A 25,849-nucleotide genomic window follows, 5' to 3' on the forward strand; every position below is an offset into this window, starting at 1 on the left:
TTACCCTCATAACTTAAGTAGGAGCCTGCTTTGACTCGAGTAATAAACTTGTAATCATGCTCATCCCATTGACGCATGTGATAGGCTGAGTCAGCTTCTCTATCGATAATATGAATTAAAGGTTTATCAAATCCTTGCTGCTCTAAATATTCAATGCGTGTGGTTAATTCATTGAGATGGGTTTGTTTAGCAGGAGTGTCCTGATAACTACTATGAACGCCATTGGCGGTTACAAGGTTCTGAGCAGGCGTTGCTATAGGACTGCCATTAATATCACTAACTAAAACGCTTGATTGCAATTCATAACCAACATCTAAGTTATGTGTCATCGCATAGGTGTCTTGTTTGTTGTGATGGGTAAGTGACAGACGCGACCAGTCGTGCATTACTAGCCCATAGCGTTTGCAGTCCTCTCGACATCCTTGTAAGCTGTTTTCAAGTAACGGCTTACTAAGCTCTTGATAGCTGATGTTGTCATTATTCACAAATCGCCATAACGCTTGGGTCTGAGCAAAACTGCTTTTAGTATCCATAGTTGCTTTCATACCAGCATGTAGATAACCGTTTGGGTGAGTGTGATTGTGTACGAGTTGTTGATATCGTTTGATGAGCCTCGTATCTAGCTCCATTTTTCTATGCCTTGTCTATGCCATACTGCGCTATTTTATCAAATTTATGCTCACTGATAAATTGTGTAGATACCTATGCCCTGAAGTGGGTGGTTTTACGGCGACTGGTGATAAAAACGATGCGTTCATTATCATTTTAATCTGATTTTATATCGGCTTAAAACAATACTAAATAACGACAAGCAGCGGTCAATAACGGCAACTAAAACACTTATCGTTCACAAATCTCAGAGCGCACAATGAAGCGCTTGCCCTCTGGTATCTCTAGAGAGAAGCTAGCACCGCGGCCATTAACCACATCGATAGTCAGGTCAGTGTGCTGCCATAATTCATGTTGCGCTTTGCCTATATAAAAAGGACAGCCGCCGATTTCACCGACTAAGACATCCTGCCCGCCCACCTTAAATTCTCCTAGCGGATAGCACATGGGCGAGCTGCCATCACAGCATCCTCCGGATTGATGAAACATTAATTCACCATGCTTAGATTTTAAAAGCTCTATCAGCTCTAGCGCTGCTTGGGTTGCGTTTACTTTCATTGTTTTATTCCTTATTAATAAAAAAGGCAACTCACCTTACGATGAATTGCCCTTAATTATGTATGGTTCAGTTTAATACTAGATTAGCATGAGGCCATTAATTTAGAAAAAGCCCATTGCTTTGGTGCTATACGACACCAGCATGTTTTTGGTTTGCTGATAATGATCTAGCATCATTAAATGGTTTTCACGGCCAATACCGGATTGCTTATAGCCACCAAATGCTGAGTGAGCTGGATACACGTGATAGCAGTTGGTCCATACGCGGCCGGCTTGGATACCACGGCCAAAGCGGTAGGCTTTATGAACGTTACGTGTCCAAATACCAGCACCTAGGCCATAAAGTGTATCGTTAGCGATTTGCATCGCTTCTTCGTCATCTTTGAAGGTTGTTACTGACAATACCGGTCCAAAAATCTCTTCTTGGAAAATACGCATGTCGTTAGTGCCCTCAAAAATGGTCGGCTTCACGTAATAACCACCTTTGGTCTCATCATCACGCTGATCTTGCTCACCACCAACCAGTACTTTAGCGCCTTCTTTTTTACCAATATCTAAGTAAGATAGGATTTTCTCTAGCTGATCTGAGCTGGCTTGTGCCCCAACCATGGTTTCTGTATCTAGTGGATTACCAAGTTTAATGGCATTGACACGCTCAATACAGCGCTTGATAAATTCATCATAGATGCTTTCATGCACTAAAGCACGTGATGGACAAGTACATACCTCACCTTGGTTTAGTGCAAACATCACAAGGCCTTCAACTGCCTTATCTAAGAAATCATCATCTTCATCCATCACATCGGCAAAGAAGATATTCGGGCTCTTACCGCCAAGCTCTAGAGTGACTGGGATAATATTTTCACTGGCGTATTGCATAATCAGACGACCGGTTGTGGTTTCACCTGTGAACGCAACTTTGCTGATACGTGGGTTTGATGCTAGTGGCTTGCCGGCCTCAACACCAAAACCATTAACAATATTTAGCACGCCTTTTGGTAGAAGATCAGCAATACCAATAGTCTCTAGCATATATAGGATAGACGCTGGCGTCTGCTCAGCTGGCTTTAATACGATACAGTTACCGGCAGCTAAGGCAGGCGCGATTTTCCAAATCGCCATTAATAATGGGAAGTTCCATGGAATAATCTGGCCCACTACTCCTAAAGGCTCATGGAAGTGATAAGCAACGGTATCTTCATCGATTTGGCTAATCCCGCCTTCTTGTGCACGAATCGCACCAGCAAAATAACGCAGATGATCAACCGCTAAAGGAATGTCTGCCGCTAAGGTTTCTCGAACGGGCTTACCGTTTTCATAACACTCGGCCACAGCGATTTGCTCAAGATGTTCTTCCATCTTGTCTGCCATTTTAAGCAAAATATTTGAACGTTCTGTGACACTGGTCTTACCCCAAGCATCTTTAGCAGCGTGGGCAGCATCTAGTGCTTTTTCGATATCAGCCGCTTTTGAACGAGCGACTTGGCAAATGACCTTGCCATCTACTGGACTGGTATTTTCGAAATACTCACCATCAATGGGAGCAACCCATTCTCCGCCAATAAAGTTGTCATATTTTTCGCGGAATTTTACCAAGCTGTTCTCGGTATTCGGGGTTTGGTATAGCATGTAACGCTCCTTGTTCTCATTATTTATTATGCTTTAGTTTTTAAAGCCCTTACTAAGGCGCAATTTCCGTTGCGCACTCGCTCCATCGTACTGACTAATCAAGCCAAGTAAAAGTTCCGAATTGTATGCAGTGCTAGTCATATTGATAATTATTGGTTATGGTATTATTTTATAGCAGATGACTGGGTTATATAAGCCTATTGATGCTCATATGCACAGGCAATTTTAAAAGGAAGTTAAGCTTTTCATTTAAATGGATTTTATTTGACTGTACGGTGTCTTAAGACAGCCTTTAGCTTGGCTATTCAAGTGTGTGATTTTTGCTGAACACCCATAACTAAAAGGCAGTCGACACATAGCAAATTGTGATTGGTCTGAATAATATACGTGATAGTATATTCAGCTTTTATGAACTGACAGCACAGCTATCTTTTAATTTTATTGTATATCTGGTCAGCCAAACTCCCATTACAACTACTCATTAGAGGTCTTTATGAGCACAGCATCTCCAAATCACGGGAAGCTAAACTGGCGTATTTTTGGGCCAGGTATCCTATTAGCAACGGGCGCAGTTGGCGGTTCTCACCTTATCTCATCCACCCAAGCGGGTGCGATATATGGTTGGCAGCTGGCCGTTATGATTGTTCTTGCCAACTTCTTTAAATATCCCTTCTTTAGATTTAGTACCGATTATGTGTATGACACGGGCGAATCTCTTATTGCCGGTTATGCTAGAAAATCGCGTGTGTATCTTTGGCTATATACAATCTTGTTATTAGCATCTGCACTAATCAGCGTTGGTGCCGTTGCCCTATTAGCTACAGTCATCTTAGGCTTTATGCTTCCAGAAAGTTTAAGCCTATCTATGACGACGTTGTCGTTTATTGTTATGAGTGTCTCTTGGTTGTTCTTGGTAATGGGGCATTACAAGGTGCTGGACCGTTTTAACAAATGGATCATGGCCGCACTTATTATCAGCACCATTTTGGCAGTATTTATTGCAGCAGGTAACCCCACTGAAATAGCGACAGACTTTGTGGCAATATCACCTTGGAATATGGCCTCACTGGGTTTCATTGTCGCACTAATGGGCTGGATGCCAGCACCGCTTGAGTTCGCGGCTATGACGTCTATGTGGACCAAAGAGAAAGTGAAGACGGACCACACCACGCACAGACAAGGTTTGATCGACTTTAATGCCGGTTATATCTCAAGTGCTATTTTGGCTATTCTATTTTTAGCCCTTGGTGTATTTGTTCAGTATGGCTCAGGTACTGAAATTCAGACCCAAGGTGGTGCATACATTACTCAGCTGATGAACATGTATACCGCAACCATTGGCGATTGGTCTAAGTACTTGGTCTCTTTTGTGGCATTTATGGTGATGTTTGGCACTATCATTGCTTGTGCTGATGGTTATGGTCGTTCGATTGCTGAAGGCATGCGTCTGATTAATAACAACCCTAATGAAGCCTCTCAAAAATCTATCTTTTGGTGGACTACTTTTTCAGCATTGGGCGGGTTTATTCTAATCACCTTCTTCAAAGGTCAGCTGGGCATGATGCTGCAATTTGCCATGATCTCGGCATTTGTCTTAGCCCCAGTATACGGCTGGTTAAACTACTCACTGGTTAAGAGTCACAAAAAGCTCTCTACAGCGATGACGGTTTACAGTATTTCAGGCCTAATATTCCTAGGGGCTGTTGCGCTATTGTTTATGGCACAGCTATTGGGTCTGCTAAGTTAATTTAATTGCAGATATAGCAAATTAATGGCTATTCTATTAACCGAAAATACTGACTTAAATTTTCACTTTATTGCCTTTAGTGATTCATAATAAAAAACTGATGAAAGTTTGAAACGCTAAAGGCTTAAAGACTTATTTGGATTAAAAATATATGTTAAGGACGCATGTTTATGAATAACAGTGGAGTAGCTGAAAAAGCACCCAGTGGTGTTAACTGGAAAGCCTTTGGCCCAGGTATTTTATTAGCGACAGCTGCTATCGGTGGCTCGCATTTGATCTCATCGACTCAGGCTGGGGCAATGTACGGCTGGCAGTTAGCGATTATGATTATTTTGGCTAACTTTTTTAAGTATCCCTTCTTTAAGTTTGGCACTGATTATGTCTATGAAACAGGCGAATCTTTAGTTGCTGGATATGCAAAAAAATCAAAAGTTTATTTGTGGGCCTTTTTTATATTGTCCTTTGCCGCCTCAGTTATTAGTACCGGCGCAGTGGCGTTGTTAGCTGCCGTTATTCTAGGGTTCATGTTACCTGAAAGCCTTGGATTATCCACCACGACCTTATCGTTAATTGTTATGGTTGTCTCTTGGTTATTCCTTATCCTAGGGCATTATAAAATGCTGGATAGGGTTACCAAATGGATCATGGTGGCATTGACTTTGGCAACCTTAGCGGCCGTTATTATTGCTTCTGGCAAGCCTACTGCCATCTCTCCAGACTTTGTTGCCACCTCACCTTGGAATATGGCGACCTTAGGCTTTATCGTGGCATTAATGGGCTGGATGCCAGCACCACTTGAGTTCTCTGCCATTAACTCAATGTGGATTTCTGCGAAGGTTAAAAACGACCAGACCACGCACCGTCAAGGCTTAATTGACTTTAATGTCGGCTTTATTGCCACCTCTGTTTTGGCGTTGTTGTTCTTAGCTTTAGGAGTGTATGTTCAGTATGGCTCTGGTGTAGAAATTCAAACCCAAGGTGGCGCTTATGTCGATCAGCTGATTAACATGTACACAGCCACCATTGGTGAATGGGCAAGATTATTGGTCGCCTTTATTGCCTTCATGGTGATGTTTGGAACCACCATTACCTGTGCTGATGGCTATGGCCGCGTGAACGCTGAAAGCTGGCGTTTGGTAAAAGGCGATCTAGAGGTTTCACAAAAGCAAATTCTAGCTTGGACCACATACTGTGTTTGGGGCGGGTTTATTATTATTACCTTCTTCACAGGTCAGCTGGGTGCTATGCTTAAATTCGCTATGATCACAGCTTTCGTATCTGCTCCTATCTTTGGTTGGTTGAACTACTCTCTTGCCAAAAACCATCAGCAGTTATCTTCAGGCATGAAGCTGTATAGTATTGCCGGTCTAATCTTCTTAGGTGGCATTGCGCTATTATTTATGGCTCAGCTATTAGGAATGATTGATTAATCTGGGGTTAAGGATTATCTTTCATAACCCACTAAACATAAGATGAATTATCTAGAGCTGCTTTGAATTCAAAGCAGCTCTATTTTTTTAACTCACAGAACAAGCGTTATAAAATTGCTGTTGTATCAGTCACTGGTTACGTTATATAGTCTTAATAACCCTTTTTCATTTCGCTCTAGGGAATAATAAAGCAATTTGGAGGCTTACATGAAAGGTTTCGGGTCGTTAAAAACTACAAACATTACCTCATCAGCCAACAGCCACAGAACTTGTCGTCGCTATGGCGTAATGCTAGCGCTCGTGCTAAGTTCGGCTCCCTTAGCGATGACAGGATGTAAGCCTCAGCCACAAAACCCTATGCTACAAACCATTCCTACGGATGCTGAAAAATGGCAGGATAAGTTAGGCGATACCTTAGAGCAGTTATCAGAAGAAGACAGACAGCTGTTAAGCCGTTATATGATACGTATACGTTTGAGTGAGGCCTATGAAAAAGGGGCTATGCCGCGAATAACCATCGGTAAGGCGTTAGATCAACAACGCCGATATGAGGCACTACACCCCAATAATCCAACGGGTCGTAAAAGCCCAGTCACTCAAAATGCACAGCAAAATGAATTCACCTTGACCTTACTACCGGCTCATACTAGCGCTACCGATAGCTTAAACAACGTCGAGCTGTCTTTTGTGTTGGCTAACAGAGGGGATGTGGCCATTAATAGCTTTAAGGCAACGCTACTTTTACGCTATCCGGCTTTCAAAAAACCGAAACCTGTGGTGATTCCGCTGACCAAATTTGAGCCTCCGATTGCGCCCAGAAATGCCAATAAAATAATTACAGATGTGAGTATCTCAGACACCAATGTCATGAAAGCCATCCAAAACCCTCAAAATGTTGAGATTGTGGTGACCAATGGGCAGATGAGGTTAGCTGATGGTCGTGTCATTGAATTTGAGTAAAAGTCCTAACGAGGAATAAATGCAATTAAAAAGACTGACTGCTTTTCATACGGTAGCCGAACTAAAAAGCTTCAGTGAGGCGGCCTTGGTCACCCAATTATCACAGCCTACTTTAAGCCGATTAATTAAGCAGTTAGAAGATGATATTGGGGTCGAGCTTATTGACCGTTACCATCGCCCTTTGCAATTAACCGCAGCTGGGCTGTTTTTTTATGACAAGGTAGACTCAATTTTAAAAGAGCTTGAAAGCAGTATCAGCTTAACTCAAAAAATTGCCCACCCACCCGATACTTTGAATATCGGCTTTGTGCCTTCTGTCTTGTACGGACTATTGCCTACCATTATTTCCCGTACCAAACAGCGCCTTCCTAATTTAGCGGTGCATTTAAAAGACATTAGCTCTTTTAAACAAGTGGGTGCGTTAAAGGCAGGCGAGATTGATGTGGGTTTCGGTCGTTTTTCTCATGATGACGCCAGTATCAAGCAGCTGTTATTGCGCCATGAGCGTTATGTGGCTGCACTGCCGAAAGCTCATCCCTTAACTGAGCAGCAAGAGATTCATCTATCCCAGCTGCAAGATAGCCGGATTATTTTGTATCATCAAACTCACTTACCCGCAGCTCATTTATCCGCCTCACAGCACTCAGACTATGACAGCCCTGCTCTAATTGGTGAGCCATTATTACATCTATTTGCCAAGCAGTCGGCTTTGCCGCATCAAACCACCTCGGTAAGTGATATTCAAATCGCCTTGGGTCTTGTGGCGGCTGGCGAGGGCATAACTTTGGTGCCTGATAGCTTGAAGTCTGTACGCACTGAACAAATCAGTTATCGCAAGCTGGTTCACGAAGATGCGACCTCCCCTATTTATTTGTGTGCCTTACAAAACCCGACCCACCCTGCATTCGATACTTTACTCGAAGTGATTTACGGGATTTATGAAGAACGGGGAATCACCTATCGCCGTGCGCAATAAGGTTTTATTGCACTATTTCACAGATATAATTGTAACAAAATGTGTATTTTAATCTTTGTTTATTCTTCTCAATTTACAGTTTATAAATACCTTAGCTAGCAAGCCATGATCTTTTAAATAGAATCATTCATAAATTGAATACTATAATTAAATATAAATAATCATTTTAATCTAACTTATCTGTTAATCTACTAGCCCCTCTTCCTTATTGGCTAAATAAACGGTACTCTATCGTCAAAGACAAGCCTTATTGTACTCCTCCCCTTCTTATATCTAAGGAAAGATTATGACAACTACTTCTGCCGGTAAACGCTTCCGCGATGCCATCTCTGAACAAAAAGAAAACAACCAACCTCTACAAATCGTCGGGACTATCAACGCCTATACGGCCATGATGGCAACCCAAGTTGGTCATAAAGCCATCTACTTATCAGGCGGCGGTGTGGCGAACGCATCATACGGCCTACCAGACTTAGGCATGACCAGCCTTGATAACGTATTAGAAGATGCCAGCCGCATTACCAATGCGGTAGATACGCCATTGTTGGTCGATATCGATACAGGTTGGGGCGGCGCATTCAACATCTCACAGACCATCAAAAAGATGGAAAAAGCAGGCGTTGCTGCGGTTCATATCGAAGACCAAGTGGCACAAAAGCGTTGTGGTCACCGCCCAAACAAAGAAATCGTTTCAACTTCTGAAATGGTTGACCGCCTAAAAGCGGCTCTAGATGCCAAAGTCGATCCAGACTTTGTGGTTATGGCACGTACCGATGCCCTATCCGTTGAAGGCTTAGAAGCGGCTGTTGAACGTGCTGTGGCTTTCCAAGAAGCGGGTGCGGATATGATTTTCGCTGAAGCACTAACCGATATCGAAATGTATCGTAAATTCACTGATGTGTTAGATATCCCAGTATTAGCGAATATGACTGAATTTGGTCAGACTGACCTATACACCACAGAGCAGTTATTCAACGTTGGTGTGGACGTGGTGTTATACCCACTATCTGCCTTCCGTGCGATGAACAAAGCTGCGTTAAACGTCTATCAGCACCTATTAGATGACGGCACTCAAGAAGCTGTGGTTGATACCATGCAAACCCGTATGGAACTATACGACTTCTTAAACTATCACGATTTTGAGAAGAAGTTAGATCAGTTATTTGCTCAAAAGAAATAGTTCAAAATAAATAGTAATGAAGACTCTACTTGCGTTTCATTGGCTAAAAGCTAATTTTAACAATGAAGCGCAAATTCAATCATTTAATATACCATCACCTAAAAAAGGACTTTTATTATGGCAGCAGGTAAACAATTATCAGGCGCAGGCTTACGTGGTCAAGTAGCAGGTAAAACCGCATTATCAACGGTAGGTAAATCAGGCTCAGGTCTAACTTATCGCGGTTATGATGTAAAAGACTTAGCCGAAAACTGCATCTTTGAAGAAGTCGCCTATTTATTGTTATACGGTGAGCTACCAACCCAAGCCCAGCTTGACGAATACAAAGCAACGCTAAAGCAGCTTCGTGATTTACCACAACCTCTAAAAGACGTCCTAGAGCGTATTCCACAAGATGCGCACCCAATGGACGTGCTACGTACTGGTTGTTCAATGCTAGGTAACTTAGAGCCAGAAGACAGCTTTGAGCAGCAGTTAGATAAGACCAACCGCATGCTATCTGCTTTCCCAGCCATTATTAACTACTGGTACCGCTATAGCCATGAAGGCGTGAAAATTGACTGTGTTACCGATTCAGACACCATCGGTGGTCACTTCTTACACCTGCTAAAAGGTGAGAAGCCAAGCGAGCTACACGAACGTGTGATGAACGTCTCTTTAATCTTATATGCTGAGCATGAGTTTAACGCTTCTACGTTTACTGCCCGTGTTTGTGCGTCTACCCTATCAGACCTATTCTCTTGTATCACTGGTGCTATTGGCTCATTACGTGGCCCACTACATGGCGGTGCTAACGAGGCAGCAATGGAACTAATTGAGAAGTTCCAAACCCCTGACGAGGCAGAAGCTGGCTTAATGGGTATGCTTGAGCGTAAAGAGAAAATCATGGGCTTTGGCCATGCTATCTATAACGAATCAGATCCGCGTAACGTGATTATCAAGCAGTGGGCTGAAAAATTAGCGGCTGATGTTGGTGATGAGGTGTTATACCCAGTATCTGTACGCTGTGAGGAAGTAATGTGGCGTGAGAAAAAACTGTTCTGTAATGCTGACTTCTTCCACGCATCGACTTATAACTTTATGGGCATTCCAACCAAATTATTTACGCCAATCTTCGTATGCTCGCGTCTAACGGGCTGGGCCGCTCACGTATTTGAGCAACGCGCAGATAACCGTATCATTCGCCCAAGTGCTGAGTATATCGGTGAAGAGCCAAGATCAGTACCCGCAATCAGCGAGCGCGGTTAATTTACGTGATTGGTTTAAGCGTGATTAATTTAAAAAATATTTAAGCTTATACAAGGGCGTGTCCAGCAAAAAATAAATGCTAGACACCCCTTTGTTCAATTTAATCATTTAATTATCAAGGATGGCCCGTTATGCCAAATGTTGATAGCAACAAGCAGCCCTTAACACAGGCAAATCCACAAACCATGAATGAGCAGTACAAAAAGCCATTACCTGGTACGGATCTATTTTATTTTGACGTTGAACAAGCGGTTAATGAGATCGAACCAGGTGCTTATGCCAAGCTGCCTTTTAGCTCAAAAGTACTGTGTGAAAACTTAGTGCGTCGCTGCCCTCCAGAAGATTTAACCGAAGCGTTATCGCAGCATATTTACCGCAAGCAAGAGGTTGATTTTCCGTGGTACCCTGCCCGTGTTGTATGCCACGACATCTTGGGTCAAACTGCTTTTGTTGACTTAGCTGGCTTACGTGATGCGATTGCTGCTGAAGGTGGTGACCCTTCAAAAGTAAACCCTATTGTTCCAACACAGCTTATTGTCGACCACTCATTGGCGGTTGAACATGCTGGTTTTGAAAAAAACGCTTTTGAAAAAAACCGCGAAATTGAAGAGCGCCGTAACGCTGACCGTTTCCATTTTATCAACTGGTGTCAGTATGCCTTTGATAACGTCAACGTAGTACCGCCTGGTAACGGTATTATGCACCAAATTAACTTGGAGAAAATGTCTCCTGTGGTGCAGGTAGTTGCCGATCAAAATGGCGATCCTGTCACTTTCCCAGACACTTTAGTGGGTACAGACAGTCACACGCCGATGGTAGATGCTATCGGGGTTATTTCGATTGGTGTGGGCGGTCTAGAAGCTGAAAGTGTGATGCTAGGCAACCCGTCTTACATGCGCCTACCAGATATTATTGGGGTTGAGCTTACTGGTGAATTACAAGAAGGGATTACCGGAACTGACTTAGTGCTAGCAATGACTGAATTCCTACGTGAAGAAGGTGTGGTGTCCTCTTATCTTGAATTCTTCGGAGATGGGGCTCGCAACTTAACTGTGGGTGATAGAGCTTCTATCTCAAACATGACTCCAGAATACGGCGCGACTGCTGCTATGTTCTCTATCGATGAGCAAACCATCGATTATCTGCGTCTAACAGGTCGTAGTGAACAGCAGATCAAAACTGTTGAAGCCTACGCCAAACAAACCGGTCTTTGGGCCGATGGCATGGTCGATGCTGAATATGACCGCGTCTTAAAATTTGACCTATCTAAAGTGGTGCGCAATATCGCTGGTCCATCACGTCCACACGCTCGTGTGTCGACTACTGATTTGGTTGAAGCAGGTATTGCTCACGCTAACAATCAGCCATTATCAGAACAAGATGACAGCCAAATGCCTGATGGCGCGGTTATTATTGCCGCCATTACCAGTTGTACCAACACTTCAAACCCACGTAACATGGTCGCTGCTGGTATCGTAGCCCGTAATGCGGTTGAAAAAGGCTTAGTGCGTAAACCTTGGGTGAAATCTTCATTGGCGCCAGGGTCAAAAACCGTTAAATTATACCTTGAAGAAGCGGGTCTGTTGCCAGAGCTACAAAAACTGGGCTTTGACGTGGTAGCCTTCGCTTGTACGACTTGTAACGGTATGAGTGGCGCCTTAGATCCCAAGATTCAACAAGAGATTATTGATCGCGACTTGTTTAGTACGGCCGTTCTATCGGGTAACCGTAACTTTGATGGTCGTATCCACCCTTATGCGAAGCAAGCTTTCTTAGCCTCTCCCCCATTGGTTGTGGCCTACGCCATTGCCGGTAACATCCGCTTTGATATCGAAAACGATTCTCTGGGTAAAGATAAAGACGGCAATGATGTCTACCTAAAAGATATTTGGTTTGATGATGCCGAAGTGGACGCTATTGTGAAGTCTGCGGTGAAGCCTGAGCAGTTCAATCAGGTGTATATCCCTATGTTTGATGAAGCCAAAGCTGATGCGTCTCGCAATGATTCACTGGTTGTTAATCCTCAGTATGACTGGCGCGAAATGAGTACTTATATCCGCCGTCCTCCTTACTGGGAAGGTACTATGGCAGAAGCTAACAAGCTAAAAGGCATGCGTCCATTAGCAGTACTGGGTGACAACATCACCACCGACCATTTATCTCCCTCTAACGCAATTATGGCCGACAGTGCGGCTGGCGAGTACCTAGATAAAATGGGTCTGCCAGAAGAAGACTACAACTCTTATGCCACTCACCGCGGCGATCACCTAACTGCTCAACGAGCTACTTTTGCTAACCCAAAACTGCTTAACGAGATGGTACGTGATGAAAACGGTGAGGTTGTTCAAGGCTCATTAGCCCGTGTTGAACCTGAAGGCGACGTGATGCGCATGTGGGAAGCGATTGAAACCTATATGAACCGCAAACAGCCGCTGATCATCATCGCTGGTGATGGCTATGGTCAAGGCTCTAGCCGTGACTGGGCAGCAAAAGGAGTTCGTTTGGCGGGAGTAGAAGTGGTCGTTGCCGAAGACTTTGAGCGCATTCACCGTCAAAACCTAGTCGGTATGGGTGCCTTGCCTTTACAGTTTGAGCCAGGTACTACCCGCAAAACTTTGAATATCGATGGTACAGAAATTTTTGATATCGAAGGTGAAGTGTCTGCTGGTGGCACAATGACTTTAGTTATTCATCGCAAAGATGGCAGCGTAGATAGAACGCCTGTTAAGTGCCGCTTAGATACTGCTGATGAAGTTAAGATGTATAACTCTGGTGGTATGTTGCAGCGCTTTGCTAAAGAGTTCTTAGAAGGCAATGTGGCTTAGGTTTTGTAATAAACCATTGATAGATCGCGTTTAAATAAAGCGCACAAGCCACCTGTGTTTGTGCGCTTTTTTGATGGAAAGCTTTGTCTAATAAAACGGATTACTAATCTTATATCTGATAATACAACCCTAATTAAGGAAATAAGCCCTATGTCACAACCAAAACTCGCCCCACAAGTTGCTGTGTCAGCCACCTATATGCGTGGCGGCACCTCAAAAGGGATATTTTTTAATCTAAATGATTTACCTGAGCGCTGCCAACAACCTAGTCAAGCCAGAGATAATTTCTTGCTTCGTGTTATTGGTAGCCCAGACCCTTATGGCAAACAAATCGATGGCTTAGGTAATGGTTCATCGAGCACCTCAAAAACTGTTATCTTATCTAAATCCGATAAGGACGATCATGATGTTAACTACCTGTTTGGCCAAGTCAATATCGCCAAGCCTATGATTGATTGGGCTGGCAACTGCGGTAACTTAACAGCGGCTGTCGGCGCTTGTGCCATCAATATGGGACTGGTTGATGCCGATAAAGTAGACGCCAGTGCTGAAACGGGTATTTGTGAAGTCCATATTTGGCAACAAAATATCAGCAAAACCATTACTGCCCATGTGCCAGTCTACGTTGACGAGCAAGGACAAGTGCAAGTTCAAGAAACGGGTGATTTTGAATTAGATGGCGTTACCTTCTCAGCCGCTGAGGTCAAAATTGAATTTATTGACCCAGTAGATGCCTCAAGTGCCATGTTCCCTACGGGTAATCTGGTTGATGACTTTGATGTCTCTGGCTGCGGGCTTGAAAAAGACAGCGTTAAAGCCACTTTTATCAGCGCTGGCATTCCTACTATCTTTATGCAGGCAGCAGACTTAGGCTTTACAGGCACTGAGCTTCAAACAGATATCAATGGCAATAAAGCGCTACTGGATAAGCTCGAGACCATTCGCGCCAAAGGCGGTGTCGCTATGGGTCTATTTAAAGAGGTGAGCGAGGCTGAAAAGAGCCAGCATATTCCAAAAATTGCTTGGGTCGCCCCAGCTCAAACTTACACTGCTTCAAGTGGTAAACAGGTAAATGAGAATGACATCGACTTAGTGGTGCGTGCCATGAGTATGGGGCAGCTACACCATGCAATGATGGGTACAGCAGCGGTGGCCATTGCCGCTGCCGCGACCACCCAAGGCACACTGGTCAACGAAGCGGCGGGTGATGGTAGCTCAAAAGAATTATCAGAAGTGCGCTTTGGCCACCCCTCGGGTACTTTATTGGTAGGCGGTAAGACTGAGCAGGTGGATGGTCGCTGGCAAGCCAAAAAAGTATCAATGAGCCGCTCTGCTCGCCGTATTATGGTGGGTCAAGTGTTTGTCCCCGGCGATAGTTTTTAGTCTAGATTTATTGAAATAAACTTCGATAGGCGGGTAACGAGATGAGTTGCCTGCCTTTTTATTAATAGAGGAATCATTTATAAGTCAGTTATAAAATAGCCAGATATAATGTAAGCTTAGATGACTGACTGCTTTAATAGGCCTATTTAATTTTATTAATTGTTAATGAAACTGTGAAATTATGAGCACTTCCCCGCGTAGAGTCCCCTTAGATATTAAACCACCTACTAAAAAATCTGAGCGTGGAGCCCTACTGTGGTCGATATTAAAGCGCTTAGGTGAGTTTGCGCGGCCTTATCGGGGTCTGTTTATTTTGACCTTGATATTAACCGTATTGGGGTCGTTTACTGCGCAGGTCAACGCCTTCGTGCTGCAGTACACCATTGATACCTTAACTGGTATTGTCGGCTTGCCCGATCCCTGGGTTGAGGGCCTTAAGCTTTTAACCTTGATTAGCACCATCTTGTTAGTCAAAGAGGTACTTAACGTCGTTATCACTTTCGGTCAGCGTTATTTTGGTGAGCGCATCCGTATTAATTTATCACGGGATTTATCGCAAAAAGTGGTCGACCGCATTTTGTCCTACAAAATGTCGTTTTATACCAGTGAGCAAAACGCCAGTGGTAAACTGCAAACTCGCATTGATTTAGGCGTCAGTAGCCTGACCCAGTTGGTACAAAACTTCTTTATCGACATGTTGCCGCTGTTTGCCAGTGCCATTGTGTCACTGATCATTATGTTTAATGCCAACTTTTGGGTGGGCATGGTCGGCTTAATTATTGTACCGATTTACTTTTTTGTCAGTCAAAGACAGGCCAACCGCTTGCAAGGTTTTCGCAAGCAAATGCGCCAATACCGCGAGACCAAAAGCGGCCTAGTTATCTCAATTATTGACTCGATTACTGTAATTAAGTCCTTTGTGCGTGAGCCTATTGAGTCTGAAAAGCACTGGGAAATCCAAAAAGATATGACCACCAACCAGCTACGTATTCGCAGTATTGCGTTTATGTATAATGCCGGCAAGAGCTTTATCGAGCAAATCGGAGTGGTGGTTATTATCGTCTTAACCTCCTATTTTGTGCTCAATGGCCAGATGACCATTGGTGCCATTATGTTTCATATCTTGCTGTTCCAAAACGTTGCCGCCCCGATTCGTGAATTGCATCGTATTTATGATCAAATTAATAACGCCCTAACTTACGCTGAAGGCTTCTTTGATATCTTAGATGATGATGAGGCCATTGAAAGTGCTGGCAAGGTGGAGTGCACCGATTTAAAAGGTCATATAGAGCTAAAAAACGTTAACTTCTCCTATCCCAATGGCAAGCAAGCACTGCAAGATGTGAGCTTTGAGATTCACCCCAATCGTATTACGGCGCTTGTCGGCTTAAGTGGCGCTGGTAAAAGCACCATTATTAGCCTACTGGTGAAGTTCTATGACCCCAGTAGCGGTACCATCTGTTTAGATGGTCATAATCTCAAGGACTACAACACTCATAATCTACGTGAACAAATTGGCTTGGTGCTACAAAAAAATCATATTTTTTCTGGAACCATTGCCGATAATATTCGTTATGGTAATATGCACGCCACTGATGCAGAGATCATTGAGGCGGCCAAGCAGGCCTCTATTCATGAACAAATTGTCGGAATGCCGGAGGGCTATGAAAGTGAGGCCAAACTACTTTCAGGGGGCCAACAGCAGCGTATTGCGCTGGCCCGTATGTTCCTAAAAGATCCGCCGATTGTGTTCTTGGATGAGCCTACCGCCAGTCTTGATGCTATTGCCACTCAGCAGATCAAGCAAAGCTTAGACTTAATCAAAAAAGACCGCACTGTGATTATTGTTTCCCACAATATCTCGCAAATTATCGATGCCGATGATTTGATTGTGATTGAAAATGGCCGTGTGGTCGAAACCGGTACCCATGATGAGCTGTATACCAAGCATGGCCCGTACTATGATATTTTTAATGCCATGTCAGACAGCTTGAATTTAGACAAAATTAGCCAAACCCTAAACAGTGAGACTAACAGCGAAAGTTAGCAAAAACAAAATTTAAGCCGCTGTACTTTTACTGACAAACAACCGATAAGATGTTTTTAGATGACCGTTAAATATACTATTAAAGGCTTTGATGAGCTAAGCGCCGTTGATATTTACCATATTCTTCGTGCCCGTTCTCAGGTGTTTGTGATTGAACAGCAGTGTCTTTATCAAGATATTGATGAGCTGGATTTTGATTGCATGCATCTGGTCGCTCATATGGATCAAACCCTTGTTGGCTACTGTCGTATCATACCGCCAGCAGTGGGTGGCAATGGTACTAATCCTAACCCGCGTATTGGCCGAGTACTGGTATTGCCAGATAACAGACATCAAGGGGTTGCTCGAGAGATTATGGTTCGAGCCATCAAATATTGTCATTCTAAATATGGCAAAAAGCCGATTCAGATTGCGGCGCAGACTTATTTGATTCACTTCTATCAATCCTTAGGATTTGAGCCTCTAGGTCAGCCTTATGACGAGGATGGGCTTGAACACATTGATATGATCTTAAATGTTGCTAAACGAAAGAAAGTTCCCGTGCCTGCTCTAGCCAAAGAAGTGACCGTTAAGGGCGTTTTGTCTAATTTATTGTTGTTTTTGGTGGCCATTGGCATTATCGGCTTACTCTATTTGCTGATTTAGTTGATTTAATTTAATACGGGCACAGCGCTGCTAGTCGCTAGCCAAGATAAAAAGTCAGGGCGTTATTTTAACGGGCGTTTACGTAAGGGCACAGCTTGGAAAGGCAGTGCCCTTTTTTATTAGGATATTGCGATGACATGGGTTTAGTCTTTCATCCCATTTAGTAGTATCATTACAAAATACAGATAGGCTAAATTTAGAGCTATCTTTTAGCATATGACGGAAAAAATAGCCCAATAGGAATGCCATGCTATCCAAACAAGATCAACTCACCGAATTGGTACGCAAACTTGAGACCAAAAATCATGTGTTTGCCACAGATCCTTTATTAATTACTGAGCGCCTTCAGGACGAGCAAGCCACTCCCCTCCAAAAAATACATCGCCGGGCTGAACGGATTGATAGCAATGGTAATTTAGCGGGTACCTTAAATAAGATTGATGGCCGCATCAAAGGCATTATTCTTATCATGAGTATTGCTTGGTGTGTTTCAGGTTTCTTAGGATTATTTGCACTATTGCAGTCTAATGTGGTGAACTTTTTCTATGTCTTGGTCTGTTTGCTGGGCTTTCATACGCTTATGCTGGCTGGCTGGTTGATTTTTACCATTATTAATAGAGGCAGCCAATCGCCCAGTATCATCACCAGCTTTATTAGTCCAAAAACGCTAATTAGAGGCAAAGACGATGTTACTCAAGCGGCAGTTGAGTTATACGATGAGCAGCTGCAGCACACAGGAATGCGCTGGTATCTGAGCCGTTTTAGTCATCAGCTGTGGCTGGCTACCTTAACTGGGATGCTGTTCGCGATTATTTTCCTATTGATCGTACGTCAATATAGCTTTAGCTGGGAGTCTACTTTACTTTCAGACCAGGCATTAATGACGTTAACCCATTGGCTTGGCTGGTTACCTAGTTTGGTCGGTTTTAATGTTCCTGATGCTGAAGCTGTGGTTCAAAGTCGATTGGTTACCGATGTTATGCCTCTGTCTATCGCTAGACAATGGGCAAGCCTACTGGTAGGCAGTTTGCTGATGTACGGTATTGTGCCTCGCGCTATAGCTTGGGCTTTTTGTGCCGTGATGTTCAAACGTAAAAAAATGAAGTTGGATCTGAACCTACCTTATTACCAAAAGATCATTAGCTTTTGGCAACGTAAAGTGGTTGATAAAGATGATTTTGTGGAAAAAGTACAGCCAGTTGCCCCCAAAGCTAAAGTCACTCAAGGCGACAAATTAGTGGCTCTATTGGAGTACAAGCATCATGATCCCACTTGGTATCATGCAGCTGGAGAACCCTTTATCAGCACGGTGCCTGAAGATTTTGGTATATTAGATGATAGAGAAGATATGGACCGAATGCTGCAGTATTTGGAAAACCATAATGTACAGGTGCTAGTAGGCATTCATGCCAAAGCGCTTCCCGATCGCGGAACGATGCGTAAGTTAGACAAGCTGGCTACTCATGCCAAACAAGGGGTTATCGTCCAGCTATTACAAGATACTGATGATTTAGAGGAAGACAATTCGGCACGTAGACAACAATGGCAAACGGCCTTGGCTGAGCGCAATATCGGCTTGGTTTCTTAAAAACTGTTAGTTTATAGCCAAAAACTTATTACTTTAATAATTATAATTTGAGCAACTTATGAGCACTCAAGACAATAACAATACAACTTCTAACTTGGGCGGTTTATTTAGTGATAAAGCCTTTAATGAGGGCCCTAATGACCGACATGTTACTGCTGTCCCAAAAACTGATATTGAAACGATAAACGATAGCAACTTTTCTCAGCAACAGTCTACAAATTTCCCTGAATCAGAAACCACGCAAAATGATGTGGCTGATAAAACTATGACCGACTACCGGCAAGAGTCCAGAAAAACCACCGTTTCTGAAGGTGAGCCCTTAAAATTGGCCGTTGTGGGTCATACCAATACCGGTAAGACTTCCCTACTGCGTACCTTACTGCGCGATATGTATTTTGGGGAAGTAAAGAATGAGGCAGCTACCACAAGGCACGTAGAACGGGCGTTGATTAAGGACAGTCAGACCGGTGAAAACTTAGTCGCCTTATTTGATACTCCAGGTTTAGAAGATGCCTCAGGATTGATGGACTGGCTAGAGGACAATACTGCAAGCCGCCGAGACGGTATTGAGCGTTTACAGCAGTTTTTAGCCAGTGACATCGCTCAAGGCGGTGAGCTAAGTAGTGATTTGGATGATTACTCTCAAGAAGCGAAAGTCATTCGTCAGCTACTCTCAAGCGACATGGCCATCTATGTAATTGATGCCAGAGAACCGGTCTTAGGTAAATATAAAGATGAGTTGGCCATTTTATCTTGGTCAGCGATTCCAGTCATGCCGGTATTTAACTTCACAGACAGCCAAGATGCCAATATAAGTGACTGGCAGACCATGCTGGCGCGTCGCAATTTGCATATTTCAACTCGCTTTGATTCTGTGGCCTTCGAGTTTGAAGATGAGATGACGCTTTGGCAAAATCTGGCAACGATGCTCACTCATCCTGAAACTTTAAATCAGCTGATTCTACGCCGCCGTGAAGACTGGATTCAATTATATGAGCAAGCCTCTATTATCATTGCTCATTTCTTAATTGATGTTGCCGCCTATGTACGAGAAATCGATGAAGATGATGATCCCATGCCGGTGCTGAAAGAAATGCAAGAAGCGGTTCGTCAAAGCGAGCGCGCCATGCAAGAGAAGTTATTAAACCTATATAAGTTTTACGATAACACGGCAGTCGTTACCCCGCTTGAGCTAAGCGAGTATCAGCAAGATCCTTTTGACCCAGAATTACTCAAGAGCTATGGGATACGCACTACTTCTGGGGCTGCCGCAGGGGCCCTACTGGGTCTAGGTATTGATGCTGCCGCTTTAGGCACTACATTAGGGCTTGGCGCGGCCATTGGCGGTCTTGCAGGGGGCCTTTTATCTAATACTGGTACCATTGCCGATAAGCTGGCAGGTGTTAAACGGTTGTTTATCGATCCGGCTACCTTGACGCTACTTGCTACCCGCTCTTTAGATTTACTGGCTTCCTTACGTCATCGGGGTCATGCCGCCAACGCTGATACCCCTATTGCTGAGTTGCAGGAAACCTCTACCCCACCTTGGAACCCAAACAAATTACCTAGCGAGCTAAAAAAAGCCCGTGGCAAGCCTCAGTGGAGTAGTTTAACCAGCGGTAAAAGTAGCCTAGCCGAAGAGTTGAGGGCCGATGCTGCTTGGTCTTTATCGGATAAATTAAAACGTTCAAGACATGAGGAAAAAGATTAATTCAGTTTAGTGAGCGCCTCTCTTCCCCGCACATCTGAGGGCTGTAAATAAACACCATAGATAGGGTAATCAACAAAATAGTTCTGGATATCTTTTACCAAGCTTTGCTGGCGTATTGCCCTATTTTGCCAAAACTGATCACTTTGCTCAGCCTCAATTAGCTGATTGACCACTAAAGCGGCAGAGGCCAATTTGGCCTCTTTTAGCTGATTCACAGCGCGGCGTGTCTCCTCAATAGGCAAGTTATCTGCGGTTAGCACCAATACCACCGCCGTTTTTTGTCTATCATGTAGCAGCTCACCTGCTTTTTTAAACAAATTCTTTCGAGCATTCAACACATCAACCGCTTGTTGCCATTTATCCACCGGTTTGGCGTCTTCAAACGGGTTGCTTAGTACAGATTTCGTCTTTTTGGTTGCAAGATTGTCTGCTGCGCCTTTTAACTTGGCTTGGCGTCGCTGCTGAGTAAGCAGTCCATCGGTCCATGCCTCCATCATCTCTGGCAGCATCAATAATCTTAAAGTGTGTCCTGTGGGCGCGGTATCAAAAATTATATGCTGATAAATGCCTTGTTCTACGCTGTCTACCAGATAGCGGCAAATGGCCTCTAGCATGGCCGCTTCTTGGGCTCCTGGAGCACTTTTTGACAACTGCAGATGCTCTCTAATTTTCGGCATCATATCGGGATTGGCATAACTACTGATGGTTTTCTCAACCCTAGCAAAGTGCTCATCGATGATAAGGTCAGGGTCAAGCTCCAGTGCATCCAAATACTCAGTTAACGCCTTTGACTTATTCTTAGCAGAACTGCTACTTAGACTCATAGCAAATACATCACCTAAGCTATGCGCCGGATCGGTGGAGACAATTAAGGTCTTTTGCTGTTGCTCAGCAAATTTTGAGGCCAGAGCAGCTGCTGTGGTGGTTTTACCTACCCCGCCTTTACCACCAACAAATATTATGGGTGTGTGTGACAGCTGCTGGACTAAGCTTGATAGTTTTTCCATAATTATTCTTCTTTAATTATTTTTAACTCGTTTGTGTTTGACAGCCTCTGCTAGCAACACCCACCGTGTTGTAGTGGACAGCGCGGCATGCCCATACGTAGATGCCATTCGTGGAATTTTTCTAAAAATATAGGCTGTAATTCTAAAGTATAAAAGCTGGCAGGATTATCAATACCTAGGCTTTCTGAGAAAAGTAACAGCATAAATAAATCTTCTTCATCACGAGCCGCTCTAGCTAAGGTCTGACGGTAAGGCGCATGATAAAACTCATTTAACCCTTCTACAAATCTGCTAAATAGTGACCGCTGCTCACTCATGATCTTCTCCATCTAATATAAATTCCAATGATAGTTAATAAAATACCACATCCTATCGGTAAGTCGTCATAAAAAAACGCCAACCTAAGTCAGCGTTTCTTCAAATCCTAAATACTATACTACTGCTACTGCTACTGCTACTGCTACTGTCTTAATTCTAGATCAGTTTAACCTCTATGTTGCTTCCATTCACGGCGCAATACAGAGAAGCTCTCAAAGGTAACCATAATAGTGGCGATTAAAATGATGATATCCATCACGATCAACAGCCAGTTGCCCTCTAAGTAGAAACTCTTTAACTGAAGAATTAAGGCAAATACTGCCATTAATAATAAGAAAGTCAGTGGCGCTAAGGTATACCATACGGTCTTGCCCTTGCGTAATAAAATCACTGTAACAATCATCAAGGTTAAGGCAGCCATTAACTGGTTCGTTGTACCAAATAACGGCCAGATGATCATACCACCCGAACCATCGATACCACCTGCACCAAAGGCGATTAATAGACAGGTACCCACAGCCAGTAAGGTTGCGACCACACCTTTTTTCAAGGCAGGTAAGTTATACACTTCACCAAACTCTTGGAAGATATAACGCTGTAAACGTACCCCAGTATCCATAGTAGTGCCCGCAAATAAGGCAGCCATTACCGTTAAAATAGTCTGTGATAGGACAATTTCAATTCCCATACCATTATTTAAAATAGTGGCACCACCGTCAATGAAGGCACCAATTGAGCCATCACCGAATTTTTGGTAAATACCTTCCCACTCCGCTAAGGTTGCGAAGCCGGCTGTGGTCGCCAATACCGCACCTAGTGCGAGTAAACCTTCCCCTACTGCACCAAAGTACCCTACAAAACGTACATCTTCTTCTTTATCAATCTGCTTAGAAGTCGTACCAGTAGAGACCAAACCATGGAAGCCAGAGATAGCACCACAAGCAATCGTTACGAATAACAATGGCATAATTGATGGTGTGTCAGCGGGCAAGTTATGGTTAAGGGCAGGCGCAACGATATCTGGCGTCGCTACTAATATGGCACCAAACAATAAGATTAGTCCCACGAATAACTGAAGACCGTTAATGTAGTCTCGAGGCTGTAGAAGCATCCAAACGGGTAATAGTGAGGCAACCGCAGCATATATAAATAAGAAGATAATCCATACGGCATTATCTGGTAACCCAAACATAGTTTCAGGCAATACCACTGGTACTAGAGTGCCTATATAAATTAAAGCGTATAAGGCAATTACTCCAACGGTAGACACCAAGACCAGATTCATCTTAAAGCGATAAATACACTGACCAATAATAAAGGCGACGACTAAAGCACCCCAAACCGGGATAACTGCCGTCGGCGTTTTAATCATCATATTGGCAATGACTACCCCGAATACCGCGTTGACCATTAATAGCAGTAAGAAGATAACCACCATCATTAAGGTGCGTACTCTGCCGCCCATGACTGAACCTGCAATGGAGCCAATAGATTGACCCTTATTGCGCATACTGGCCCATACAGCGGACATGTCATGGATGCCTGCCATAAAGATAGTACCGAGAACGACCCATAATACCGCAGGTACCCAGCCCCAAATTACAGCAATAGCTGGCCCAATAATTGGCGCCGCCCCTGCAACTGAGGTAAAATGATGCCCCCAAAGCACATATTTATTGGTCGGGACGTAATCAACACCATCCTTCATACTATGGGCAGGCGTGGGTATAGAGTTATCCAACCCTAAAATATGTTTAGCGAAAAATTTAGAATAAAAGAAATAGCCGGCGAGCATGGCTAAAATGCCCAACAGCAATACAATTGCACTGTTCATACTTCACTCCTTGAAAAGCCTATATTGTTTATGGCCAGCTAAGGCTAGTAAAACAACTTAGTTTATAAGTATAAAAGCTTACTCACTTAAAGGAATCATGGGTTAAAGAGTCAGTAATGGTATTATTTTAAGTCGCTTATCTAAACGGACTTTATTACTGAACTCTTGCTTCTGTGTAAATTAACGCATCTTATTATAGCTAATAAAAAAGCCAGTTAAATATATATTTTACTGGCTTTTAGCGGCTTTTATTGAATCACCTGATTTGTTGCAAGCTTTCAAACAAGATTTTGCCTTGCTCGCTCCCCTCACCTTTGTCATAACTTGACTTTAAATTTTCAAAATAACTCTGTAAGTCCACACTATTTGAATTAGAGGGCATAGAGGCGCCTGACGGTAATGCTGCAAACATAGGCGCAGAGCTTGATACTCTATCGTATCGAGTTAAGGCTTCTAAGCGCACCCCAGACAAAAGATCATTTGTCCCATAAGGCAGACTTGTACTGTTATCTATTTGGCGCTGTGCTAGTTGCCAAACAATGCGCTGCTTATTGTCCAGACCATAAACATTGCGCCATAACCATTTATTCTCTGCTAATGACTCATCCTTGATTGCATACTCAATAGCCGGCTTTTTATCATTGGCCTTTTCATCTCTATCGCTTTCTATAGTTTTAACAGAGCTTAGGTCGTCTGTCTTAGCCACAAACTTTTCTTGTTTTGCTTTCTCTATGGCATTAAAAATCTTGGTGAAAATATGCTCACTACTGAAGTATTTGTGGTTATTCCCTTGCTCACTGTTATTTTCTGACTGAAGTAGTTGAGGATACTTCTTTGTCATCTGATCATATACAGTAGTCAAATACAACTGCATACCCTCATTGTATTGTTGTTCAGTCAGATTTCGTTCAATCAATAACATGGCCTCATTTAAGTAAGGCTGATACTTTTCATCTGGCTTTGGAGATTGATTTTGTAGCTGCAAAGGAGATATAAAGCGATACTGCTCTACCGAAGCATTGGCATTCACTTTGTCTTTAGCCAATAGATGGGCCTTAAGCAAGTCTGGCAAAAAGCTCTTGGGCAAACTGCCATCATTTAGGTCAATCTTGATCCACTTGTCTTTCATATCCAGACCTAAGTTTGGATCTATAGAAGAGGACAAAATATAGGCAAAGGTCTCGGCCCATAAATATACCGCCCCCTGTCTGGCATCGATATAAATAAAGTGGCTATTTAGCATTTGCAGGTTGCGACTTTGATAAGCGAAAGTCGGCAGAATACTTACTTTACCTGCTGAAGCTCGATATATACCAGAGCCAGTAATACTCGTAGGATTTAACAAATAGGCATTTAATAGTTTGGCCTTGCGAGCATCTAGCTTGGTATGGGAGTCATCATAACCTGGCAAGGCATCAGCGGTAATTTCTCCAAAGGGACTACTAAATGATTGCGAATCATCAATCGACTCATCAAAGCTGTCGAAATCTTCCTCTTCAACTTCTTCAATATCACCCTCAGCTTTAGCTAAACTTGCTTCTACCCTATCAGCCTCGGCTCTACCTGGCTCAATACCTGCCTCGGCATTGGCCAAATCAGCTTTTGCTTGTTGTACCGCTTGTTGTAGCCACTGCTCATAAGACACTTGTGAGTAAGGTTGCTCTAAAGCAGCAACACACTTTTGATAAGCATGTTTGATGGCTTCTCTCTCTTCTGAATATTTGGCATCGTATATTTCAAGGCCAGCTTTCTCTACTTGCTGCAATAACTCAACATAAGCTTCATCATGAACATGTTCACAGTGATTGATGGGCACATCACTCATCGCTAACTGTTGCGGTGTGGCATTGGCAAGGCGCTCTCTTCTTTGCTCATTAGAACCTATGACATTTACTTGGTAGGCATAATCACTACGACTTTGATTTTGCAATGCCTGCAATAAGGTATCTTTTGCCATTTGCGACTGTTGCTCGCTAGGCAATTGACTTATTTTAGAGATAAAAGCATTTTGATCGCTGCTGGGCGCTACCTGACAGGCACTAAGCACTAAAGGGACTGCTAAAGATAACGCAGCCAGTTTGTGGTGTCTTCTATATAAGTAAGGTTTACTTGGAATTTTCATGGAAGTCCTTAAGGCTATCAATTGTAAATTAT

General features: G+C 43.3%; 18 protein-coding genes and 1 pseudogene. 12 read left to right on the forward strand and 7 right to left on the reverse strand.

The genetic code is table 11. From position 1 onward, the window contains the following. The 3 genes and pseudogenes from A1019T_RS02660 to exaC form a co-directional block, all read right to left on the reverse strand. Positions 1–629, reverse strand: a pseudogene (locus A1019T_RS02660) (transposase); the annotation flags it as partial. Between the two features lie 211 nt (positions 630–840). Further along, on the reverse strand, positions 841–1,167 hold the full coding sequence (locus tag A1019T_RS02665) for a DUF779 domain-containing protein (RefSeq protein WP_077450302.1): 327 nt from the start codon (positions 1,165–1,167) through the stop codon (positions 841–843). A gap of 102 nt (positions 1,168–1,269) precedes the next feature. Further along, positions 1,270–2,796, reverse strand: coding sequence for an acetaldehyde dehydrogenase ExaC (gene exaC / locus A1019T_RS02670; protein WP_077450303.1), 1,527 nt, complete (start codon positions 2,794–2,796; stop codon positions 1,270–1,272). A 493-nt stretch (positions 2,797–3,289) separates the two neighbouring features. Here exaC and A1019T_RS02675 point away from each other — a divergent pair, with 493 nt between their 5' ends. From A1019T_RS02675 to A1019T_RS02730, 12 genes are all read left to right on the forward strand, one after another. Next, complete coding sequence (locus A1019T_RS02675) at positions 3,290–4,543, forward strand: NRAMP family divalent metal transporter (protein ID WP_095532551.1); 1,254 nt, start codon at positions 3,290–3,292, stop codon at positions 4,541–4,543. A 170-nt stretch (positions 4,544–4,713) separates the two neighbouring features. After that, positions 4,714–5,973, forward strand: a complete 1,260-nt coding sequence (locus tag A1019T_RS02680; RefSeq protein ID WP_095532552.1) for an NRAMP family divalent metal transporter — start codon at positions 4,714–4,716, stop codon at positions 5,971–5,973. A 207-nt stretch (positions 5,974–6,180) separates the two neighbouring features. Then, a complete protein-coding gene (locus A1019T_RS02685) occupies positions 6,181–6,933 on the forward strand; it encodes a hypothetical protein (protein WP_244156511.1) in 753 nt (250 codons plus the stop codon). A 19-nt stretch (positions 6,934–6,952) separates the two neighbouring features. Continuing rightward, on the forward strand, positions 6,953–7,909 hold the full coding sequence (locus A1019T_RS02690; protein ID WP_077450306.1) for a LysR family transcriptional regulator: 957 nt from the start codon (positions 6,953–6,955) through the stop codon (positions 7,907–7,909). Positions 7,910–8,195: 286 nt separating this feature from the next. Then, positions 8,196–9,089 (forward strand): methylisocitrate lyase, encoded by an 894-nt coding sequence (prpB, locus tag A1019T_RS02695; RefSeq protein WP_077450307.1) that lies wholly within the window; start codon positions 8,196–8,198, stop codon positions 9,087–9,089. Positions 9,090–9,206: 117 nt separating this feature from the next. Further along, positions 9,207–10,337: a bifunctional 2-methylcitrate synthase/citrate synthase gene (gene prpC, locus A1019T_RS02700; RefSeq protein ID WP_077450308.1), complete on the forward strand. Its 1,131-nt coding sequence runs from the start codon at positions 9,207–9,209 to the stop codon at positions 10,335–10,337. Positions 10,338–10,522: 185 nt separating this feature from the next. Continuing rightward, positions 10,523–13,162: a Fe/S-dependent 2-methylisocitrate dehydratase AcnD gene (acnD, locus tag A1019T_RS02705; protein WP_077450325.1), complete on the forward strand. Its 2,640-nt coding sequence runs from the start codon at positions 10,523–10,525 to the stop codon at positions 13,160–13,162. 150 nt (positions 13,163–13,312) lie between these two features. Further along, positions 13,313–14,545, forward strand: a complete 1,233-nt coding sequence (gene prpF / locus A1019T_RS02710; RefSeq protein WP_077450309.1) for a 2-methylaconitate cis-trans isomerase PrpF — start codon at positions 13,313–13,315, stop codon at positions 14,543–14,545. Positions 14,546–14,726: 181 nt separating this feature from the next. After that, entirely contained in the window at positions 14,727–16,592 is a 1,866-nt protein-coding gene (locus A1019T_RS02715; RefSeq protein ID WP_077450310.1) for an ABC transporter ATP-binding protein, read from the forward strand. A 60-nt stretch (positions 16,593–16,652) separates the two neighbouring features. Beyond that, positions 16,653–17,237 (forward strand): GNAT family N-acetyltransferase, encoded by a 585-nt coding sequence (locus A1019T_RS02720; protein WP_077450311.1) that lies wholly within the window; start codon positions 16,653–16,655, stop codon positions 17,235–17,237. Positions 17,238–17,484: 247 nt separating this feature from the next. Further along, the gene (locus tag A1019T_RS02725) at positions 17,485–18,825 is read left to right on the forward strand and encodes a DUF2868 domain-containing protein (RefSeq protein ID WP_077450312.1); all 1,341 of its coding nucleotides are present in this window, start codon (positions 17,485–17,487) and stop codon (positions 18,823–18,825) included. Between the two features lie 265 nt (positions 18,826–19,090). Then, positions 19,091–20,536, forward strand: coding sequence for a DUF3482 domain-containing protein (locus A1019T_RS02730; protein WP_167366833.1), 1,446 nt, complete (start codon positions 19,091–19,093; stop codon positions 20,534–20,536). Here the strand turns inward: A1019T_RS02730 and A1019T_RS02735 are convergent. The 4 genes from A1019T_RS02735 to A1019T_RS02750 all read right to left on the reverse strand — a co-directional run bounded on the left by A1019T_RS02735 (position 20,533) and on the right by A1019T_RS02750 (position 25,817). Then, a complete protein-coding gene (locus tag A1019T_RS02735; protein ID WP_208608013.1) occupies positions 20,533–21,543 on the reverse strand; it encodes an ArsA family ATPase in 1,011 nt (336 codons plus the stop codon). The genes A1019T_RS02730 and A1019T_RS02735 overlap by 4 nt on opposite strands. 50 nt (positions 21,544–21,593) lie before the next feature. Next, complete coding sequence (locus tag A1019T_RS02740) at positions 21,594–21,860, reverse strand: cory-CC-star protein (RefSeq protein ID WP_077450315.1); 267 nt, start codon at positions 21,858–21,860, stop codon at positions 21,594–21,596. A gap of 167 nt (positions 21,861–22,027) precedes the next feature. Then, a complete protein-coding gene (locus A1019T_RS02745; protein ID WP_077450316.1) occupies positions 22,028–23,695 on the reverse strand; it encodes a carbon starvation CstA family protein in 1,668 nt (555 codons plus the stop codon). 256 nt (positions 23,696–23,951) lie between these two features. Beyond that, complete coding sequence (locus A1019T_RS02750; RefSeq protein WP_077450317.1) at positions 23,952–25,817, reverse strand: efflux RND transporter periplasmic adaptor subunit; 1,866 nt, start codon at positions 25,815–25,817, stop codon at positions 23,952–23,954. Positions 25,818–25,849: the final 32 nt, after the last annotated feature.

The sequence above is a fragment of the Psychrobacter piechaudii genome (assembly GCF_900162825.1).
In the GTDB taxonomy this organism is placed as follows: Bacteria; Pseudomonadota; Gammaproteobacteria; order Pseudomonadales; family Moraxellaceae; genus Psychrobacter; species Psychrobacter piechaudii.

Coding starts and splice junctions, on each gene's coding strand:
- A1019T_RS02665 (WP_077450302.1), bottom strand. CDS start 1,167: ATGAAAGTAAACGCAACCCAAGCAGCGCTAGAGCTGATAGAGCTTTTA.
- exaC (WP_077450303.1), bottom strand. CDS start 2,796: ATGCTATACCAAACCCCGAATACCGAGAACAGCTTGGTAAAATTCCGC.
- A1019T_RS02675 (WP_095532551.1), top strand. CDS start 3,290: ATGAGCACAGCATCTCCAAATCACGGGAAGCTAAACTGGCGTATTTTT.
- A1019T_RS02680 (WP_095532552.1), top strand. CDS start 4,714: ATGAATAACAGTGGAGTAGCTGAAAAAGCACCCAGTGGTGTTAACTGG.
- A1019T_RS02685 (WP_244156511.1), top strand. CDS start 6,181: ATGAAAGGTTTCGGGTCGTTAAAAACTACAAACATTACCTCATCAGCC.
- A1019T_RS02690 (WP_077450306.1), top strand. CDS start 6,953: ATGCAATTAAAAAGACTGACTGCTTTTCATACGGTAGCCGAACTAAAA.
- prpB (WP_077450307.1), top strand. CDS start 8,196: ATGACAACTACTTCTGCCGGTAAACGCTTCCGCGATGCCATCTCTGAA.
- prpC (WP_077450308.1), top strand. CDS start 9,207: ATGGCAGCAGGTAAACAATTATCAGGCGCAGGCTTACGTGGTCAAGTA.
- acnD (WP_077450325.1), top strand. CDS start 10,523: ATGAATGAGCAGTACAAAAAGCCATTACCTGGTACGGATCTATTTTAT.
- prpF (WP_077450309.1), top strand. CDS start 13,313: ATGTCACAACCAAAACTCGCCCCACAAGTTGCTGTGTCAGCCACCTAT.
- A1019T_RS02715 (WP_077450310.1), top strand. CDS start 14,727: ATGAGCACTTCCCCGCGTAGAGTCCCCTTAGATATTAAACCACCTACT.
- A1019T_RS02720 (WP_077450311.1), top strand. CDS start 16,653: ATGACCGTTAAATATACTATTAAAGGCTTTGATGAGCTAAGCGCCGTT.
- A1019T_RS02725 (WP_077450312.1), top strand. CDS start 17,485: ATGCTATCCAAACAAGATCAACTCACCGAATTGGTACGCAAACTTGAG.
- A1019T_RS02730 (WP_167366833.1), top strand. CDS start 19,091: ATGACCGACTACCGGCAAGAGTCCAGAAAAACCACCGTTTCTGAAGGT.
- A1019T_RS02735 (WP_208608013.1), bottom strand. CDS start 21,543: ATGGAAAAACTATCAAGCTTAGTCCAGCAGCTGTCACACACACCCATA.
- A1019T_RS02740 (WP_077450315.1), bottom strand. CDS start 21,860: ATGAGTGAGCAGCGGTCACTATTTAGCAGATTTGTAGAAGGGTTAAAT.
- A1019T_RS02745 (WP_077450316.1), bottom strand. CDS start 23,695: ATGAACAGTGCAATTGTATTGCTGTTGGGCATTTTAGCCATGCTCGCC.
- A1019T_RS02750 (WP_077450317.1), bottom strand. CDS start 25,817: ATGAAAATTCCAAGTAAACCTTACTTATATAGAAGACACCACAAACTG.